This is a genomic window from Synechococcus sp. JA-2-3B'a(2-13) (assembly GCF_000013225.1).
In the GTDB taxonomy this organism is placed as follows: domain Bacteria; phylum Cyanobacteriota; class Cyanobacteriia; order Thermostichales; family Thermostichaceae; genus Thermostichus.
Map to the genome: position 1 here is coordinate 1,455,001 of NC_007776.1, position 18,107 is coordinate 1,473,107.

General features: G+C 56.9%; 18 protein-coding genes (1 of these 18 running past the window's edge). 9 read left to right on the forward strand and 9 right to left on the reverse strand.

Annotation, left to right across the window (positions count from 1 at the left end; all coding sequences use genetic code 11):
- On the reverse strand, positions 1 to 696 hold the 5' end (the start) of the coding sequence (gene serA / locus CYB_RS06580) for a phosphoglycerate dehydrogenase (RefSeq protein ID WP_011433001.1). The gene continues 885 nt to the left of window position 1, outside the view; 696 of the gene's 1,581 nt are visible here — the first part of the coding sequence; its start codon is at positions 694 to 696; the stop codon falls past the left edge of the window.
- A 233-nt stretch (positions 697 to 929) separates the two neighbouring features.
- Between serA and CYB_RS06585 the strand changes: the two genes are divergently transcribed.
- The 8 genes from CYB_RS06585 (at position 930) to CYB_RS06620 (ending at position 10,361) form a co-directional block, all read left to right on the forward strand.
- Complete coding sequence (locus tag CYB_RS06585) at positions 930 to 2,141, forward strand: acetate kinase (protein ID WP_011433002.1); 1,212 nt, start codon at positions 930 to 932, stop codon at positions 2,139 to 2,141.
- A 118-nt stretch (positions 2,142 to 2,259) separates the two neighbouring features.
- Complete coding sequence (locus CYB_RS06590; RefSeq protein WP_011433003.1) at positions 2,260 to 2,724, forward strand: hypothetical protein; 465 nt, start codon at positions 2,260 to 2,262, stop codon at positions 2,722 to 2,724.
- A 529-nt stretch (positions 2,725 to 3,253) separates the two neighbouring features.
- Entirely contained in the window at positions 3,254 to 3,796 is a 543-nt protein-coding gene (locus CYB_RS06595) for an FHA domain-containing protein (RefSeq protein WP_011433004.1), read from the forward strand.
- 178 nt (positions 3,797 to 3,974) lie between these two features.
- On the forward strand, positions 3,975 to 5,996 hold the full coding sequence (locus CYB_RS06600) for an FHA domain-containing protein (protein WP_011433005.1): 2,022 nt from the start codon (positions 3,975 to 3,977) through the stop codon (positions 5,994 to 5,996).
- A 258-nt stretch (positions 5,997 to 6,254) separates the two neighbouring features.
- On the forward strand, positions 6,255 to 6,707 hold the full coding sequence (locus CYB_RS06605; protein ID WP_011431474.1) for a hypothetical protein: 453 nt from the start codon (positions 6,255 to 6,257) through the stop codon (positions 6,705 to 6,707).
- A gap of 121 nt (positions 6,708 to 6,828) precedes the next feature.
- A complete protein-coding gene (ispE, locus tag CYB_RS06610; protein ID WP_011433006.1) occupies positions 6,829 to 7,764 on the forward strand; it encodes a 4-(cytidine 5'-diphospho)-2-C-methyl-D-erythritol kinase in 936 nt (311 codons plus the stop codon).
- 154 nt (positions 7,765 to 7,918) lie between these two features.
- Positions 7,919 to 9,274, forward strand: coding sequence for an acetyl-CoA carboxylase biotin carboxylase subunit (gene accC / locus CYB_RS06615; RefSeq protein ID WP_011433007.1), 1,356 nt, complete (start codon positions 7,919 to 7,921; stop codon positions 9,272 to 9,274).
- Between the two features lie 94 nt (positions 9,275 to 9,368).
- Entirely contained in the window at positions 9,369 to 10,361 is a 993-nt protein-coding gene (locus CYB_RS06620) for a tyrosine-type recombinase/integrase (RefSeq protein ID WP_011433008.1), read from the forward strand.
- Between the two features lie 164 nt (positions 10,362 to 10,525).
- On the opposite strand, the gene CYB_RS06625 is transcribed toward CYB_RS06620, so the two are convergent.
- The 4 genes from CYB_RS06625 to CYB_RS06640 form a co-directional block, all read right to left on the reverse strand.
- The gene (locus CYB_RS06625; protein WP_011433009.1) at positions 10,526 to 11,551 is read right to left on the reverse strand and encodes a hypothetical protein; all 1,026 of its coding nucleotides are present in this window, start codon (positions 11,549 to 11,551) and stop codon (positions 10,526 to 10,528) included.
- Positions 11,542 to 12,144 carry a J domain-containing protein gene (locus CYB_RS06630; RefSeq protein WP_083757641.1) on the reverse strand — a complete coding sequence of 201 codons (603 nt, stop codon included), beginning with the start codon at positions 12,142 to 12,144 and terminating at the stop codon, positions 11,542 to 11,544. The genes CYB_RS06625 and CYB_RS06630 overlap by 10 nt, the downstream gene beginning before the upstream one ends.
- A 91-nt stretch (positions 12,145 to 12,235) precedes the next feature.
- Positions 12,236 to 12,478 (reverse strand): ATP-binding cassette domain-containing protein, encoded by a 243-nt coding sequence (locus tag CYB_RS06635; protein WP_011433012.1) that lies wholly within the window; start codon positions 12,476 to 12,478, stop codon positions 12,236 to 12,238.
- Positions 12,479 to 12,671: 193 nt separating this feature from the next.
- Positions 12,672 to 13,097: a hypothetical protein gene (locus CYB_RS06640; protein WP_011433014.1), complete on the reverse strand. Its 426-nt coding sequence runs from the start codon at positions 13,095 to 13,097 to the stop codon at positions 12,672 to 12,674.
- Between the two features lie 94 nt (positions 13,098 to 13,191).
- Between CYB_RS06640 and CYB_RS06645 the strand changes: the two genes are divergently transcribed.
- The gene (locus CYB_RS06645; RefSeq protein ID WP_238376955.1) at positions 13,192 to 13,863 is read left to right on the forward strand and encodes an exopolysaccharide biosynthesis protein; all 672 of its coding nucleotides are present in this window, start codon (positions 13,192 to 13,194) and stop codon (positions 13,861 to 13,863) included.
- A gap of 17 nt (positions 13,864 to 13,880) precedes the next feature.
- Here the strand turns inward: CYB_RS06645 and CYB_RS06650 are convergent, their stop codons facing one another.
- The 4 genes from CYB_RS06650 to mscL form a co-directional block, all read right to left on the reverse strand.
- A complete protein-coding gene (locus tag CYB_RS06650; protein WP_238376956.1) occupies positions 13,881 to 15,020 on the reverse strand; it encodes an S-layer homology domain-containing protein in 1,140 nt (379 codons plus the stop codon).
- A 360-nt stretch (positions 15,021 to 15,380) separates the two neighbouring features.
- On the reverse strand, positions 15,381 to 16,673 hold the full coding sequence (sufD, locus tag CYB_RS06655) for a Fe-S cluster assembly protein SufD (protein ID WP_011433018.1): 1,293 nt from the start codon (positions 16,671 to 16,673) through the stop codon (positions 15,381 to 15,383).
- Positions 16,670 to 17,485, reverse strand: a complete 816-nt coding sequence (gene sufC / locus CYB_RS06660) for a Fe-S cluster assembly ATPase SufC (RefSeq protein WP_011433019.1) — start codon at positions 17,483 to 17,485, stop codon at positions 16,670 to 16,672. Before sufC ends, sufD begins: the two co-directional genes overlap by 4 nt.
- A gap of 97 nt (positions 17,486 to 17,582) precedes the next feature.
- Positions 17,583 to 17,981 (reverse strand): large-conductance mechanosensitive channel protein MscL, encoded by a 399-nt coding sequence (gene mscL / locus CYB_RS06665; RefSeq protein WP_011433020.1) that lies wholly within the window; start codon positions 17,979 to 17,981, stop codon positions 17,583 to 17,585.
- Positions 17,982 to 18,107 lie beyond the last annotated feature (126 nt).

Below are 18,107 nucleotides of genomic sequence, written 5' to 3' on the forward strand. Positions count from 1 at the left end.
ACCGCCGCGGGCGCAGTTGATCAGGCGAGCGGTCGGCTTCATCATGCGAAAGGTTTCGGCGTTGAACAGGTTGGTGGTTTCAGGGGTTTTGGGAATGTGCAAGGTGATGTAGTCGGATTCCTGGACCAAAGTTGTGAAGTCCACCAGGCGTACCCCCAGTTGCTCGGCCCGCTCCACGGATAGATAGGGGTCATAGGCCAGCAGCTTCATCCCCATCGCCTTGGCAATCTGGGCCACATGGGATCCAATCCGACCCAATCCGACAATCCCCAGCGTTTTTTTGTAGACTTCTACGCCGACAAACTCTTGCCGATTCCACAGGCCCGACTTCAGAGAGGCATTGGCATCGGGTATGTGGCGGGAGAGGGCCATCATCAAGGCAATGGCGTGCTCGGCAGCGGCAATGGTGTTGCCCTCTGGGGAGTTGACCACCAGGATCCCGGCTTTGGTTGCGGCAGGCACATCGATGTTATCGACACCAACGCCCGCCCGCCCGATGATTTTTAAGTTCGTCCCCGCCTCGATTACCTCTCGGGTAACCCGTGTACCGGAGCGCACCATGATGGCATCGTAGTTGGGGATGACCGCGATCAACTGCTCTGGGGTGAGCTGGGTTTGCACATCCACCTGAGCGACTTGGGAGAGAATGTCGATCCCCGCCTGATCGATGGGATCTGTGACGATGACTCTGGGCATAAGCAGCGTTAGTCCAGTGGGATGGAGGGCAACAGAAGTAGGGGAACAGATTACCCAAAAAATTGGGTCTAAAGCTCCGTCCTACCGCTACGCAGTTCGCCTTGGCCTCAGGAAGCTGCAGGAGGGCTTTAATGCTATGGTCATCCTTAGCGGCAGGGTAGTCAACCGCTCTGTTCAAGCAAGCGGGCTATAGGCCTTAAGCCCAGCAGTGCGAAGGCCAACGAAGACACGCTGTGAATATTCTGGTCGTCAATGCCGGTTCCAGCAGCCTCAAATCCTCCCTATTTCTGACGGTTGAGGGAAGGGTGGAGGCCACGCCCATCTGGCAAGCCCAGGTGGATTTCACCTACAAGCCGGGGGAGGCCCTCATCCAGACTCGTCGGCGAGGCGGTGGGTGGGAACCTTTTCCCTCCGCTTCACCTGAGGGAGGGATCGGCCAACTGGCCCCGCTGTTTCAAAGCCTCTGGCAAGGGGAGGGATCCCTGCTCCCGCAGGCGGCTGAGATCGGCGGCGTCGGCCATCGGGTGGTGCATGGGGGATCCCTGTACCGGCAGCCCACCTTAATTACGCCAGAGGTGGAGAGGGCGATTGAGCAATTGATCCCCTTGGCCCCAGCCCACAACCCTGCTGCGCTGGCTGGCATCCGTCTGCTAAGGCAACTGTTGCCGGGGATCCCTCAGGTGGCCGTTTTCGACACCGCCTTCCACCAGCAAATGCCTCTGGCCGCAGCCCTTTACCCCCTTCCCTACGCTTGGGCTGAACAAGGGATCCGCCGCTACGGGTTTCATGGCATCAACCACGAGCATTGCGCCCGTCGCGCTGCCGAGATCTTGAACCGACCCCTGGAGGAGTTGCGGCTGATCACTTGTCACCTGGGCAACGGCTGCTCGTTGGCGGCCATTCGCGGGGGCAGAAGTGTGGACACCACCATGGGCTACACCCCCCTGGAGGGCTTGATGATGGGATCCCGGTCGGGGTCGGTGGATCCGGGCATTTTGATCCATCAGTTGCGCCAGGGCATGAGCGTGGATGAACTGGATCGGATCTTGAACCGAGAATCGGGGTTGAAGGGCGTTTCCGGCCTGAGCAGCGATATGCGGGTTGTGTTGGAGGCAATGGAGGCAGGCCATGCCCGGGCGGAGCTGGCTTTTGAGCTGTTTGTTCACCGTCTGCGCAGCCAGATTGGGGCGATGCTCATGAGCTTAGATCGGCTGGATGCGCTGGTGTTCTCTGGGGGGATTGGGGAAAACTCGGCGCCGGTGCGGGCAGCAGCCTGTGCAGATCTGGGTTTTTTGGGGATCCAGATCGACCCGGTTTTGAATGCCGGATCCCCCCGCAACTGCGATATCAGCACTTCGGATGCTCCGGTGCGGGTTCTGGTGATCTCAGCCCAAGAGGACTGGGCCATTGCCACAGCTTGCCAAAACCTTTTGCAAGGGGAATAGACGAAGGATTCCAGGCTGCTTCTCGCCAGGTTCTCTCCTTTCCGCCCGCTGGCTTGGTGGAGACAAACTCTAGACAATAAGCTCAAAAAAAGAAGACCTTTTGGAGTGGAGGAAAACCATGCAGCGAAGGCATGAACGGATCCCATTGCTGGTGCTGCTGAGCAGTGTTCTGGTGGGGTGTGGGGGCACGACCGGCAGCAGCGATCTTCTGCCCCTGCCGCCTCCCATACCTGCTCCATCCCTCACCATTACTGATCTCTCTCCGCGCACCGTCTCGGTGGGGCAAACTCCAACCTTTGTGGTGTCTTTCCGGGTAGAAGCCCCTGCCGGGATCCGGGGTTCCAACGCCTTTTTGGCTTCCGTCACCACCCCACTCGGCAATTTCGTAACTCTGGGAGCTTTTGATGCCGCTCAGTTGCCCGGCTGCTTCGTTGGGGCGACCACCTGCACCGTTACAGGGCTGACCCTGACCCAGAATCGCTTTACCCTCACTCAAACGGGATCCCATCAGCTCACCATCAGTGTGTTCGATCGGCAGGAGCGGCTGGGCAGCGGCAGTTTCACATTTACCGGAGTGCTTTGAAAACGGTTTGGATAAAGACACAGAGGATACTAGTCTTGCAGGATCCCCAGAAACTCAAAACTCACTCTAGGCCCTATCTCTCAGGTGGATTTCTGAGGCTTCCGGCCAAGGGATCAGGCCACCTCGGTCAAACTTGAACGGCCTCGCCGTTCCTGAGGAGATCGAGTTTTGTTGCTTCAAATCGGGTGGGGATAAAGTCGAGTATGTAGTCACTCTAAACATCATGGTCTAAACATCATGAATGAAACCTTTCCGTCTGGTTCTCCTCTCCCTCTGGAAGAGGAGCTGAGGGTGGTCGCGGAAGCGGCGCGGAGCGTTTGGGCACGGTCTCCAGCAGGAATGTAACTCGGAGATCCCAACTCAGGTGATCCGGATCAGCGCAAGCCTTTGGTCAGGGGAGTAGGTTATAGTTATCCAAAAAGATAACAATTTTGACGAAAAAGACATCTTCTGCTTTCCCCAAGCTGACCTTTCGATATGCTGAAGCCGATCTAGGGAATGGAGGCGCTGAACTGTGGAGAATGGGATCGTGTGTCAACTCACTTTAGAATGGACCGAGGCCGACCGGCGCCGATCGCAAACGGTTTCGCCTGTTCCCTCCAAGCTGGTTACCATTGGACGGGATCCCAGCTGTGATGTGGTGCTCAATGACCCAACTCGCTCGGTCTCAGGAGTTCACGCCGGGCTTTATTTTGATCCCAAAACCTTAAACTTTCACATTCGCAACTTAACTCGGGATCGTTTGCCTCCTAAGCAGCCCAACCCCGTCTGGGTGAATGGCCGAAAAATAATTCAGGAAGAGCTTGCGCTTGAGGCCAATAGCCAAATTCAATTGGGGCGCGTTGTGCTGAGGGTGAAGTCCATAGAAGTTGCCAGGAAGAATCAGGGGGTTCCCCTCAGCCGCGGCACTTTGGACGCCCTCAAGGTTAAGTGCAGCCGCCTGGAAAACCCTCACTACCTACCCCCGGAATATCAGGGCCAGAATTGTCCCTACTGTGGGCATTTGGTTTTGAGCGCTACCTTGGTGATCCCTCCTCCAGAAGCTGGCAAAGCCCCACAACCTCCTCTCTAGAGGACCAACCCTTTCTATTCTTCTTACAGATCCCAGTGGCTGATCCAAGTCCGTGGGGGATAGAAAAAAGGGATCCCGGGCAAACCAAAAGTGACCTGTGAGGTCGCGCTGTTCTGTGTTTTCTCAATGGCCTCTTCATGATCTTTGTACATGATCTTTGTAAAGGTGAGCAGAAGCTATGCAAATTCAACTGAGCTGGGAAGATCCCATCACCGAAGAACAGCAGGAGCTGATTTTTCCATTGCCTCTTGCCTTGGGCAGGGAGCTGGCCCAATTGCCACAGGAATGGCAAGGTCGAGAAGTGGCGCGGGCTGTGTTTGCCAGCCAGGAGATCTCCCGTTATCACGCCCTCGTCTATCTCGGTGAGGATGGCCAGGTCATCTATGAAGATCGCAGTGCCAACGGCAGCCGCATCAATGGGGAAAAAATCCGTCAGGCACGCCGGGTGCTCCAGGGGGGAGAAGTGGTGGAGCTTGGCCCCTACAGCATCACCGTGGGTTTGGTGTCCCCCAGGGATCCCAATGCCACCCTTCTGACCGCCACCCCTACTCTTTTGCTGGAGCCGCGCACCGAACTGATTCGCCCGGCCACCCAACCCGACACCGCATTTGAGGTTCCCCCGGCTTCCACGGTGGTTTTTGCCCCAGAGCAGCTTCCCGAGGTGCGGCCTGGCTCGGATTTTCCGCCGCCGGATTTGTTTCGAGCTGAGCAAATTGCCCTGAGCGCCCTCAAAGCCACCGGACTACCTGTGGAAGAGACCCTCTATTTGGCCTTGGGCGGCGGTATCGGCAGCTTTGTCTGGGTGGATACCCTGCGCATCTACGGGGTCAGACCGGAACACATCCGCGTCATCAGCATTGCCCGCAAACCCTACGAACGGTATGAACGGCTTTTGACCAACTGCCAGATCCCCCGCTGGAAGCGAATTCGCTCTGGCTCCGATTCTTGTCCAGACAACATTTGGGGCTGGCCTGGCTATGCTCTGCGGGATGCTTGGCGTTCCTTTTTCTCCGGCCGATTGTTGGAAGCATTCGGCTTTTTGTGGCAGGTATTTAGTGAGCCCTTGTTGGCAGATACCTATACGCCGCGGGCGGGGGATGTATTTGCCTCAATGGATCGGGAGGCAGCCCGAATTGGTTGGGAGCAAATGTTGTGTTACGGCCATATTCGCGCCATTCGCAAAACGGAGGATGGGCGATATGTGGTGGCCTATTCGGCAACGCGGCCCGGCCATACGGATCACCGTTTTATGGTGGCCAAGTATCTCCATTTGGCAACTGGATATCCGGCCATCAAGTTGCTCAACGACCTGCAGGAGTTTCGCGAAAAAACAGGAGATTTGAGATCGGTGGTACACGGCTATGAGCCTCATGATCACGTTTATGAGCAGTTGGAGAAACAAGGTGGCACCGTCCTAATTCGGGGATTTGGGATCGTCGCCTCTCAGGTGATGGAACGCCTTTACGAAGCCCGCAAAGTCAACCCCCGCATCTCGGTGGTGCATCTGAGCCGTGCGCCCAAAAGCGGTAATCGCTTCGGACGAGCCAAACGGGCAGTGGATAACCATTGGGAGTTTCAGCCCTTCAACTGGCCCAAGGGCACTTGGGGAGGAGTTCTGCGTGCCAAATTGGAAGCGGCGACCCCCCTGGAACGGCGCGAACTGCTGGAAGCTTGGGGCGGCACCACGACAGCAAGTCGGCGGAAATGGCGGCGGATCGTGCGGCAAGGGTTGCGAGAGGGCTGGTACTCGATTGTGTTTGGCAAGGTGGAGCTGGTGGTTCCCGGCGACAAGGGTAAGCCGGTGACCTACATTCGAGGTACCCACAACAACACACAATTAAAGGTGGAGGCCGATTTCGTTATCGACTGTACGGGTTTGGTTTCGGATCCCATGACCAATCCTCTCCTCAACGATCTAATTACCCACTACAACCTGCCCCTCAATCCTCACGGGCGCTTGCATGTCTCCAACGACTTTGAGCTGGTGGAGATGCGCAACCGGGATGGGCGAATGTACGCCGCTGGGATCATCACCTTGGGCGGGCCCTATGCGCCGGTGGATACGTTTTTGGGTTTACAGTACTGTGCCCATCGCTCGGTGGAACACCTGGCTCGACTGCGGGCACCGGGGGTCAAAGGTCTAGAAGGGATCCGATCCCTGTGGCAATGGTGCAAGTGGGCCCTAAACATCAGCCCCTAGCTTGCCGACATTGGGCAACGCTTCTGGATTTTGTGAGATGTTTTTGGTTATCAACGCTGTCCCACACGTAAAACATTGGCGGCACACCATGGCCATTCCCCATCGCGCTAGCCTCATGAAAGTGGCGTTGCGCTGAGCCCTAACTCTTCTCTACCAAAGGGAGAACGGATGGGGGTGAAGGCCAGAAGATTCTCTCAAACAGACTGGGGGCGACACGGATCCTGATGATCTCGATTGGCAAAACTGCGGGAGGAAAAAATGACTCCGACCTTGATTGGCCGCTGGCAAACTCGCATTTTCTTATTGGCCACCGTTGGTGTTTTGGCAAGTTTACCCTTTTATTTTGGGATCACCGGACATGGCGGCAGCCTCACCTATTTTTGGGTGCTGTTCTACGTGGGTCTGTTTGGCTGTGTTTGGGATGTCGTTTATAACTATCTGATGGGGTGGATGTGGGATCACGATTGGCCTGGGATCCTTCAGCTTTTGGCCGGCATTTGGGAGGGACTTTTTTTGGGTACAGTCTTGAAGGTGGTGGGTCTTCCTTATATCCCAACCCAACGGTTTGACTTGGGAGATTTTATTCTCCACTACAGTGTGGTCTGGGTTTGCCTTTACCTCAGCGCTTGGGTGGTAATGCGCATTTTGTTTCCCCGCTGGCGCTTTCGCGGTGGAGAGTGGCTGGGGCCATGGCCGCGCTCCGGCAGCTAGAAAGGGGATCCATTGCCGTTAGAATCGGGCTGGGAGACCTCCCCGGATAAGTCTGTGTTTTGATCAGGTCTGTACAGGCTAAGGGGAGTTGAGACTTGTTGCTGACCCAGATTTTCACCCCATGCAAGCCTGTACCCTGATTGCCCGCGCCAAGATCAACCTCTACCTGGAAATCCTCGGCTCCCGTCCTGATGGGTATTCAGAGGTGGCGATGGTGTTGCAGAGCATTCATTTGGCGGATCGCCTGCAGTTGAAGAGCCGTCCTCACGGGATCCACCTCACCTGCGATCGTCCAGAAGTGCCCACAGATGCCCGCAACCTTGCCTATCAAGCCGCTGAGCTGCTGCAAAAAGAGTGTCACTCTGCCGCTGGCGTGGAGATTCACATCGAAAAGCACATTCCGGTGGCAGCAGGTTTGGCGGGGGGCTCGGCTGATGCAGCGGCGGTTTTGGTGGGGTTAAACCAACTGTGGGGGCTGGGCCTGACGGTGGGAGAGTTGCAGAGTTTGGCAGCCCGTCTGGGATCCGACATTCCCTTCTGTATCCAGGGGGGAACGCAACTGGCCACCGGGCGCGGGGAAGTTTTGGAGCCGCTGGCCGATTGGGAAGGGATCCCTGTGCTGCTGGCCAAGCCCAAGCACCTGGGGGTTTCGACTGCCTGGGCCTATCAAGCCTTTCGTTCTCGCCGGGAGATCTTGGGAGCGACTGCCCCATCTGAACCCGCGCTGCCCACCTTGCCGCAGGCGTTGGCGGCTCTCAGCCGTCAGGATCCGCCGGCGTTAGCCAGGAGTTTGCGCAATGACTTGGAACAGGTGGTTTTGCCGGAGTACGCGATTGTAGGGGAACTGCGCCAAGCTCTTCTCTCGGCGGGGGCACTGGGATCCCTGATGTCGGGGTCGGGGCCAACGGTCTTCGGAATCATGCCCAGCCTGGAGCTGGCCGCCCAAGCGCGCGACACCCTGCGTCGCCAGTTTCAAGATGTGGAGTTTTGGGTGACGCAGTTTGCCCCCACCGGGATTCTGCTGCAGCCGGATCCCTGTAGCCTCAGCCCCAGCTAGGTTGTCGGCTGGATTGGCCGGATGCGGGATCCCCACCAGCCTTCTCTATTCTTCCCTCTGGTTGGCATAGTAGGATGAGCACCTAAACTTAACCTTGCGTTCACAGACTGCTGGCTTTAGCGGTCAAGTTATCTCTCTGCTCTGAACCTCCCTCATGCCGCCCATCACCAAGATCCTGATCGCCAACCGGGGTGAGATTGCCCTGCGCATCATCCGCACCTGTCAGGAAATGGGGATCCGAACGGTGGCCGTTTACTCCACTGCGGATCAGAACTCCCTGCACGTCCAACTGGCGGACGAGGCTGTTTGCGTAGGAGATGCCCCGGTGGCCAAAAGCTACCTCAACATTCCCAACATCATCTCGGCAGCCCTCACCCGCGGGGCCACTGCCATTCATCCGGGCTATGGGTTCTTGGCGGAGAATGCCAAATTTGCCGAGATGTGTGCCGACCACAACTTGATCTTCATCGGCCCCTCGCCAGAGGCGATGCGCAAGATGGGCGACAAGGCCACGGCCCGCGAGACCATGCAAGCGGTGGGGGTGCCGACGGTGCCGGGCAGCCGCGGGTTGATCACCTCTGAGGAGGAGGCAGTGAAGCTGGCGGAGAAAATCGGCTACCCCGTGATCATCAAAGCCACCGCCGGTGGCGGGGGGCGGGGTATGCGGGTGGCGCGGGATGCCCAGGAGCTGCTGAAGATGCTGCGCACCGCTCAGGGGGAAGCCCAAGCAGCCTTTGGCAACGGCGGGGTTTACTTGGAGAAGTTCATCGAGCGCCCCCGTCATGTGGAGTTTCAGATCTTGGCGGATAGCCAGGGCAATGTGGTGCATCTGTACGAGCGGGATTGCTCCATTCAACGGCGGCATCAAAAGCTGTTGGAAGAGGCCCCCAGCCCGGCTTTGACTGCAAGCTTGCGCGCCCGCATGGGAGCAGCGGCGGTGAAAGCGGCCAAGGTGGTGAATTACGTGGGAGCGGGCACGGTGGAGTTTTTGCTGGACAAAAATGGCCAGTTCTACTTCATCGAGATGAACACCCGCATCCAGGTGGAGCACCCGGTTACCGAGATGGTGACAGGGCTGGATCTGATTGCCGAGCAGATTCGCATTGCCCAAGGTCAACCCCTCACCTTTCGCCAGAAGGATGTGGAGTTGCGGGGCCATGCTATCGAATGCCGCATCAACGCCGAGGATCCCAAGCAGCAGTTTCGGCCTTGCGCTGGCACGATCAGCGCCTATTTGCCCCCTGGGGGGCCGGGGGTGCGCATGGATTCCCACATCTACACCGACTACACCATTCCCCCCTACTACGATTCGCTGTTGGGCAAGCTGATCGTCTGGGGGCCTAACCGGGCGGCAGCCATCCGCCGCATGCAGCGGGCTTTGGGGGAATGTGCCATCACCGGGGTGCCCACCACGATCCCTTTCCACCAGCAGATCCTGCGCCACGAGGCTTTTTTGCGGGGCGAGGTGTACACGGATTTCATCACCCAACACCTGCTGCCCGGCCAGTAGCCATCGACTCTCAGGTCGGGATCCCTCTCTGGACAGCAGCTGGCCACAAGTTGAGGATAAAGTTAAGGGCTAGCAGAGGGATGGAGGTGGCAGGATGAGGGAGCCTCGATCGGGCTGGGCTCAGGAGACCCATCCCCAGAGTCAGCCGACTGGCCCTGTTCCCAGCCTCAGCCATCTGGCGGCGCAATTTTTGCAGGAGCGGCAGCGGGATCTGGCCCCGGCTAGCCGCCGCACCTATCGCATCGCTCTGGAGCAGTTTGCCAAAACTTGCCCCGTGCCGCTGCCCCAGGTGCAGCCTGCCCACGTCCAGTCCTTTTTGAACAGCTTGAAGGGCCGTCCGTTTCGCAACCGCTCCGGCCAGCGGATCCACCCGCCCGCCTCTCCGGCCACCTACAACCTGAAGCGGTTGGCCTTGCAGCAATTTTTTGAATGGGCCAGCCAACGGGGCTACCTTCAGGATCCCCTGCCCACTCAAGCCATTCGACCTGCCCGCCTACCCGCTCGTTTGCCTCGCGATCTAGATCGGTTGTTGTTGCAGCGGGTGTTGCAGCGGGCCCAAAACCATTCTCTGCGCTACGCGGCTTTGATTCGCCTGATGCTGGAGTGCGGGCTGCGGGCCCAGGAGCTGTTGGACTTAACCGTTCAAGATTTTCAAATCAGCCCTGAGGGATCCCTGTTGGAAGTGCGCTGTGGCAAGGGGAGCAAACCCCGCGCTGTGGCAGTAGGGGATCCCCTCTCCGAGCTGTTGCAGCAGTATCTGAGCCGAGAACGGGGCCCGTGCGCGCCGACGGATCCCTTGTTTGTTTCCCAATCTCGCTGCTTGGCCTACCGGGGGCGCCCCCTCACCTACGATGGCCTGCGGCATATTGTGCTCAAGCTAACCGAGCCTGAGCCGGGACATCAAACCCCCCACCAGTTTCGCCACAGTTTTGCCACCTTGTTGCTGGATCGCGGCGTTGCCCCCGAACACATTCAGCACTTGCTGGGCCACACAACTGCCGCCATGACGATGCGCTACACCCAGCGGGCCAACTTGAGAGCAGCCATCGCCCGTTCCCGCGAGATCTTAAATCAGGGCTTGGTTTAGGGATCCCTGGCTGTACTATGGCCTCTGTCGTTTCCAGTGAGACAGACGCGGATTGCTCGCAGAAAGAGGGATCCCCAAAAAGAGATCAAGGATCCTCAAGGACGGACAAACCTGACTAAGGTGGTTGGAATGACCTGAAAACAACCGATAACCAATGGGTTATTTCAAGTTACACGCTGGAGAGGAATGTAGAGCACATGCTCTCTCCCCTTGCCAATGGGCAACTGCGGCCCAAGACTGGCCTTCTGTTGTCCCAACCAGATGATCAGGTTTTTGTTCTCAGGATAGTATTCCAAAACATACTTGATGAAGTCATCAATTGTACATGGCTCGTTGAAACCTCCCATCCACTGATGAAAGTGGCTATGCACTTCGCTGGCTATAGTAATCAGGTTGGAAAGATTTGCTGCAATCTTTGGATAGTGCGCTTCAGAGTAGAGATGGTGAACCGTTAGGCTACTGGCTGTTTTTCGAGTAACTCTACAGAGATTTTTATCCCTTCTTCTTGCAAGCTCTTTTGCTCTTTCTATCTGCCTTTGTCTATCCTGGATTGTCTTGACGATTGCCTGAATCTGGGGTTCAATGCGTTCGCCAACATCTCGACACCAGTCTTTTCTGTGGTTTTGCTTGAGGACTTCTACCATAATCTTGGCAAGCTCATAGATGCCTCGCAAAGAGAGGTAGACAGTGTCGTCGTTGCCAAAGCGTGTGTAATGAACGTCTTTGATGAGTTTACTTTGTTTTGATGCAATCTCAAGCGCTTTCTTAAGGTAATCAGTTCGAGTTCCAAAGATCGTCACAACATCTTGAAGAGATAGCCAAAACTGATCTTGTCTTCTGACCAGAGAGGAGCTGTTTTCGAGGATCCTATGATCCACCAGAGCCTTCTGCCTCTTGCGATACTCTTCCTTGAACCAATTCCTAATGCTTGTGCTAATGCTTGTGTCTGTAGAGTACTTACGACCTTGCTCTGACCTAGACCTTAAAAAGGATAAAATGGCGTAAGCACCAGACTGCGTGTATTCTCTCAGCCCCGAACTTTTGTTGATAACGCGATAGTCTTTACCTTCCACCAGTTCCCACTCATCATCAGGGATACTGTCAAAGTAGGCTTCAATCTCCCTGAGTTCCTCAAGGCTGATACCCAAAAATTCGGCGAGCTTGTTTGAAGAAACATAGACTATAGCCATTGCTCAAATTTCTCCGTAAGGCTTTTGTAGAAGAGAGTCAATCGCTGGAAAATTTTGTCATCCCCGGTTGGAGAATCGGGATGGTAGATCTTGCTCAGGCGATAAAAGGCAGCTTTGATGTCCTCATTGGTAGCTCGATCGGGGTCAAGTCCAAAAACCCGCCATGGCAAGTCGTACTTGAAGATGTTGATCCCGTTGATGCAGCCATACCCCTCTTCCCCCTCTTCGTTGGGAAGGATCCCGATGTGCTGACGATAAATGCGCTCCAAATCGTCTATGTTGGATAAGCTCAGCTTGCCCATGCCGCTGGTTGCCAGTTTGAAGCTGGCTGACTTTCTCAGCTCGGCTGCGTTTTTAACGCCAAAGTGGTTGTAAATCGCTTTCTGCAGCTCTTTGACAGACAACCGAGGCGGTGGCTGTAGCTGCCTGACCACAAACCGCGCAAAATTCTCCAGGAGTTCCTTAGAGATGCCGTAGGTATCGGAAAGGCGCTGGATTTCTGCAGCAATCGCCCCTTGCGGATCGGGCTTGGTCTCTTCTCTTGAGGTTGCCCTAGTTGTTTTTGGTTTTGTGCTGGCGGCTTTTTTGGGCATGGCTTCCCCTCAAGTCAGTGATGCCAAGTGTAGATCCGCACAAAACTTATAGGCTGTCTGTGAATTTATTTGCACAATGATGCAGACAATCTTAGGTCAGTGTAACAATGTTGCCGGTACCTGTAAAGCCTTTGCACCACATAAGCTTCGCCATACCGATGCCCAGTTGGATGGCTTGGTGTGGGGAGCAGATCCGCACTGGGCGGCCCCGCAGGCGAATCTCGCCAGCATCCGGCTGGTAGAGGCCCGCCAGCATGTTCATCAGGGTGGTTTTCCCGGCGCCATTCTCCCCCCGGAGAGCGTAAATCTCCCCGGCCCGTAGTTCAAAGTCCACGCTAGAGCGCCCCCAGCTTGCCTGTTCGGTTGAGTTCCCCCGCCAGGATCCCTACCAGACAGGCTCTCTCATAAAAAGGCTGATCATAAATGGAAGGCTCTCTGAAGAAAGAGGTACACAGGTTGAGTACCACCTTTCCTTGGCAGTGAACGTATTTCCGGCTACTTTTCAGCGCCAACTTGGGGCCGCCCCTTCAGCTTTTGGGGATCAGTCGCTTCGGACAGGCAGCACGGATATGGGATTCGCTCAGGTCGGGCATGAGAGCCAAGGCCCGCTGAGCATCAATTTGCGCTTCGCACACTGCCTCCAGTACCTGCTCAGCCATCAGGGAAAGGGGCATATCGGCAGTTTGTTCGGGATCGGTATCCAGGGAAATTTGTCGGACTCCCACAGGGGGGGGTGGCAACACCGGCGGAGCTGCCTGCGGGGATAGGGTAGTGGAAGTGCCCACCTCCAACTGCGCTTCTGCCAGGGCCACACCGCGCCCCACCATCAACAGGGATCCCAGCAGCAGGAGCCATCCCAGCCCACGCCCCCCTTTGCGGAACTGAGTCGGAGCCTTCTGCTGTCGCTCAAGGCTGCTGATGTTTACGGCCCTCTTGAACCTGTCACCGAGCATGTCACCTCTCCGAAACCACCCCTTTGCTCAAGATATCCAACACAACTTGAATTTGCAGTAGGCTATCGTTGGCCCTCCAGGTAGTGCCCACCCGTTGCCAAACTTTGCCCGCTCCAGCCCTGCCCCCTCTATGGCCCGTCTGTCTCAAGAGCTAGCCCGGTTTTCCCGCCTTCCCGAGAGCCCAGAGCAACCCGAACCCTCCCCGGAAGGGTTGATCCGCATCGAAGACATTCTAAAACTGGCGGGCGAGCGCAGTTTTGGCTTGTTTTTGGCGGTGCTCTCTTTCCCTTCTGCTTTGCCTCTGCCGGCTCCCGGCTATTCCACTCCCTTTGGCGTGGTCATCCTGTTGCTGGCCGCACAAATGCTGGCAGGGCGAACCACTCCTTGGCTGCCGAAATGGGTGTTGCAGACCTCTATTGAACGGAAGCATTTTCAAAAGTGGGTGCAGGCTGGGATCCCATGGTTGCAGCGCATTGAAAAAATTGCCCGCCCCCGTTGGAAGCAGCTTTGCACCACACGGCTCGGCCAAGTCTGGCTGGGCACCTGGATCGGCTTGATGGGGATTTCCATGATCATCCCCGTTCCAGGCACCAACACCCTGCCGGCAATGGGGGTTTTCGTCACCGCCTTTGGCCTCCTGGAAGAAGACGGGATCCTGTGCAGCTTGGGATCCCTGATCTGTGTAGCAGGAGGACTGCTGACCACTTCCATTTTGATCGGCCTGTGGTTGGGGGGAACAACCCTTTTGGATTGGCTGGGAAGATAGCTATGCCAGCACCGCTTTTATCGGGATGCTGGGGTCAGCGCCAGATCCTGAGTGAGGCGCAGCTCGATCACCTGATTGGGATCCAGCACCACCACCTGTGGTGCCGTTACATTGCCAATTACCGCTCCGGCCACCCCTGCCCCCAGCACTTCCTCTGTGGCAATGGCATTGTCTCCGGTTACCAAGCCGAGAATAGCGCCTGCTGCTGCACCGATGGCCGCATCCTGAATGATTTTGCCTGTGGTGGTGTAGCGGGGATCCTTGACATCGTGGATGATGTCTGACTGGGCAGCCAAGGGGAACAGTTGGTTGTTGACAATGATGCTTTCCGCCACAAAACGGGTGCCCCCTGGGGCTGGCTCAAAGCGGCCATCCACCCGCGAGCCAAAAGGCACCAGAATATCCCCCTGGGCGTTGCGAATCGGGTTGCGGACGATCAAAGACATGGGCCGGGTTTCGTTGGGGGCAATGAAGAGGCGCTCGTTGAAGGGGGTGGTGGTTTGCATCAGGGTGCCCGCCGCTAGGGTGGAAAGGCGCAGGTCAAAGCCTGGCTGGGAACCGGAGGGCAAGCCCCCTGGGTTTTGTGCCACCAAGGATCCCCGGCTGAGCATGGCCTGGTGGGTGAAGGCTGCCACCTCGGCACGGGTGGCGGGGCGGTTGGGTTCCAAGAGCATCGGGTCTGGATAATTGACAATCAACCCGGCGCGGTTGGCTGCCGCAAGTTGTGCCAGGGCCCAATTGGGGATGGCTGCCGCATCTCGATAGCGGCTGAAGAGATCGCTGGGCTGAGCGGCTGGGATCGCTCCCGTGTTGCCAATGGCGTTGGTCAAAACCACCAGCGCTTCGGTGCGGGTAACGGGCTGTTCAGGACGGAAGGTGCCATCAGGAAAGCCTGCGACTAAGTTGTTGGCCGCTGCCGTCGAGATGGCACTGGCTGCCCAGTGGGTGGGGGGCACATCCCGAAAGCCGATAAAAGTACCGGAGGTATTGCGGAGGCGGAAAGCGGTATTGACAATGGTGGCAAACTGAGCGCGGGTAACCGGCTCATTGGGGCGGAAGGTACCATCGGGGAAGCCGTTCAACACGCCCTGAGCGGAGAGGGTCTCAATGTAGGCTTGGGCCCAGTGGCCAAAGGTGTCGCGAAAAGGGGCGGCCATGGCCACCTGGCAGTGGATGCCCAAGACAGCTCCCGATAGGAGTATGCCTGCTGCACGTGGATTTAAAAGAGAGGGAAACATCGTTCGTTCACCGAGTTGTCGTAGCGCCCATTGCTGGGTCGATGGCTACTTTTATTCTGGCTATTTCCTCAGTGATGACAATGGCTAAAACCCTTGCTCTGTGGTAATTTGAGCGTTTCTAACCCAAGATTTGCAGCAAAACGCAACTGCAGAGGATTGATAAGGAAGCTCCTAAATCTCTGTCGCGTCAGTGATGCCTATCCATCACGCCCAAGTCTGGTCACTCTTGAGGGTCATGGGGGAGCAACAACTTATTATTGTTATTGGAATTGATTGGATTCACGGGATCCCAGCCAACTGGCGGGCCACCAGGGCGGGAAGTTGAGCCAACGGGATCCCTTCCAGAACTTCTGCCGCAAAAGCGCAGGTGAGAAGTTGCCTGGCATCAGCTTGGGGAATACCCCGGCTTTGCAGATAAAAGATCTCTTCTGCCTCCAGTTGGCTGACGGTGGCCCCATGGGCGCATTTGACGTTGTCGGCAAAGATCTCCAGTTGCGGCTGGGTGTCGACCCGCGCTTTGGGGCCTAGGAGCAGGTTGCGGTTGGTCTGGGCGGCGTCCGTCAGTTGGGCCTCTCGGCTCACCAGAATCCGTCCGCTGAAGACCGCATGGGCCGTCTCGTCAACGATGCACTTGTGCAATTGGCGGCTGCTGCCGTGGGGGGCCTGATGCACCAGGCGGGAGTGGGTGTCGCTGTGCTGGGATCCCTTCAGCAGCGTTAGCCCCTGCAGTTGGGTGTGGGCCTGGGCTCCGGCTTGGGTGATCTCCAGGTTGTGGCGAGAAAACTGGGATCCCCACTGAATCGACTGGAGGCGGTAGTGGCTGTTGCGGCTTTGGCGCACGGCGGTCTGGTTGATGTGGAAGGCTGGGGATCCCTGCCTTTGCAAAATCACATGGTGCAAGCGGGATCCCTCTGCCAGGGCGATCTCCGTAACCGCGTTGCCAAAGGGGATCCCGGATCCCAGGGATACATGATCTTCGATCAGCGTGAGGGAGCTGTGGGCTTGCAAAGACAGCAGGCAGCGGGGCTGGGCCAAAACGGCCTCTCCCTCAGGAGCCACCGTTATGAACAGCAGGTGCAGCGGTGACGGAACTTCCTGGCCGGGCTGTAGGCCAATCTGGATCCCATCTCCCAGATGAGCGGTGTTGAGGGCCGTAAACACATCCGTCTTGGCCAGGGTTTGCAGCAACTCCCCTGGGGCTTGGGCTAAAGGGATCACCTGCAAAGCGGTGGGCAGGCCGCTCAAATCAGAAAGCTGGGGGGCAAAGTAGCCGTTGACGAACACGGCGCGGCTATAGCTGGTTTCCGGCCAAAGCCAAGGTTCTAGGGTTGCTGCATCCAGAGACGGATCCCCCGCGGCAGCCAGGCGAAACTTGTGGGCCAGCAGTGGCGAGAGATCGCTGTATTTCCAATCCTCTTCCCGTGGGGTCGGGATCCCCAGTTCGGCCAATTGGGCGCGGGCCTGCTGCCTAAGGGTGGTGTAGGGATCCTGCCTTTCCGGGATTTGGCCGAGGATGTGCTCCAGGAATAGGCGGCTCTCTGGGGCAAAAGGTTTGGGCAAGGTGGCGCTCATCCCTCTTTCTCCTGCCGAGATGTCGCAGCTGCCGGTTCTTGACCCGACTGAGTTTTGATCCAGTCGTAGCCCCGTTCTTCCAGCTCCAGCGCCAAGGTCTTGTCCCCACTGATGACGATACGACCCCCCTCCATCACGTGCACGTAGTCGGGGGTAACATAGTCCAGCAAGCGTTGGTAGTGGGTGATCAAGAGCATGGCATTCTCAGAGCCGGCCAGTCGGTTGATGCCCTGGGCGACAATGCGCAGCGCGTCGATATCCAGGCCGGAATCCGTCTCGTCCAAAATGGCCAGCGTGGGCTCCAACACCGCCATTTGCAGGATCTCGTTGCGCTTTTTCTCACCGCCGGAAAAGCCCTCGTTCACAGAGCGCTCCAAAAAAACGGGATCCATTTTGACAATATCCAACTTTTCCCGTACCAGGTCGTCAAAATCCAGAGCATCCAGTTCCGGCTGATCCCGATATTTCTGGCGAGCGTTGTAGGCGGCGCGCAGGAAATCCAAGTTGCTCACCCCCGGAACCTCGATGGGGTATTGAAACGCCAAGAAGATCCCTGCCCAAGCCCGCTCCTCCGGTTCCATTTCCAGAAGATTCTTGCCCAGATAGAGGATCTCGCCTCCTGTCACCCGGTAGTCGGGGTGGCCAGCCAAGATCTTGGAAAAAGTGCTTTTTCCAGAACCATTGGGGCCCATGATGGCGTGGATTTCTCCGGCGCGAATTTCCAGGCTCAACCCCTTGAGAATGGGGGTGCCATCGATCTCGGCGCTGAGATCTCGAACGGATAAGATGACAGGGCTGTTTTCACGGATCATGGCTAGACTCTAGGGTTGACACCGAAGGGCAGGAGCTGAAAAGTTAAGGGATCCCTAAACCAGGTTTGGATTTTGGGCCTAAGGATCCCCTATAGCTCTATTGGGAGTGGCGATTGAGGATATCCCGGATCTCTGTCAGCAAAACCACTTCTGGTGGGGGCAATGTGGGAGGAGATTCTTCCTCCTTTCGCTGTAGGGTGTTGATCGCCTTCACCAGTAAGAAGATGGCAAAAGCGATAATCACAAAATCAAACACAGCTTGCAGAAAGCTACCGTAGTTAATCGTAACTGGGTCTTCAGGACTTCCACCGATTTCCCAGGCCAAGTGCTGGAAGTTCACTCCACCAATCATCAAGCCTAAAACCGGAGTAAATAGATCTGCTACGAAAGAAGTCACTATCTTCCCAAAAGCACCTCCAATAACAACGCCAACAGCCAAATCTAAGGCATTGCCCCGGCTAATAAAGTTTTTGAACTCCTCCAGAAATGCCCGCATAGGGAACTTCTCCTGCCTAGCCTTTATAGTTCAAAACCTCTCTGCCTTGGGAGTCACCCCTCTCCTGAAATCCCACTGATGTCAGTAGCCTCTCCCCAGCTGCTTAGCTTCACGTCGGGAACAATC

Bases quoted from the DNA above. Each gene is read 5' to 3' on its own strand.
- mscL (WP_011433020.1), bottom strand. From the start codon at position 17,981: ATGCGGGCATTTCTGGAGGAGTTCAAAAACTTTATTAGCCGGGGCAAT.
- accC (WP_011433007.1), top strand. From the start codon at position 7,919: ATGCCGCCCATCACCAAGATCCTGATCGCCAACCGGGGTGAGATTGCC.
- ispE (WP_011433006.1), top strand. From the start codon at position 6,829: ATGCAAGCCTGTACCCTGATTGCCCGCGCCAAGATCAACCTCTACCTG.
- CYB_RS06640 (WP_011433014.1), bottom strand. From the start codon at position 13,097: ATGCTCGGTGACAGGTTCAAGAGGGCCGTAAACATCAGCAGCCTTGAG.
- CYB_RS06590 (WP_011433003.1), top strand. From the start codon at position 2,260: ATGCAGCGAAGGCATGAACGGATCCCATTGCTGGTGCTGCTGAGCAGT.
- CYB_RS06625 (WP_011433009.1), bottom strand. From the start codon at position 11,551: ATGGCTATAGTCTATGTTTCTTCAAACAAGCTCGCCGAATTTTTGGGT.
- CYB_RS06600 (WP_011433005.1), top strand. From the start codon at position 3,975: ATGCAAATTCAACTGAGCTGGGAAGATCCCATCACCGAAGAACAGCAG.
- CYB_RS06630 (WP_083757641.1), bottom strand. From the start codon at position 12,144: ATGCCCAAAAAAGCCGCCAGCACAAAACCAAAAACAACTAGGGCAACC.
- CYB_RS06605 (WP_011431474.1), top strand. From the start codon at position 6,255: ATGACTCCGACCTTGATTGGCCGCTGGCAAACTCGCATTTTCTTATTG.
- CYB_RS06620 (WP_011433008.1), top strand. From the start codon at position 9,369: ATGAGGGAGCCTCGATCGGGCTGGGCTCAGGAGACCCATCCCCAGAGT.
- sufD (WP_011433018.1), bottom strand. From the start codon at position 16,673: ATGAGCGCCACCTTGCCCAAACCTTTTGCCCCAGAGAGCCGCCTATTC.
- sufC (WP_011433019.1), bottom strand. From the start codon at position 17,485: ATGATCCGTGAAAACAGCCCTGTCATCTTATCCGTTCGAGATCTCAGC.
- CYB_RS06650 (WP_238376956.1), bottom strand. From the start codon at position 15,020: ATGGCCGCCCCTTTTCGCGACACCTTTGGCCACTGGGCCCAAGCCTAC.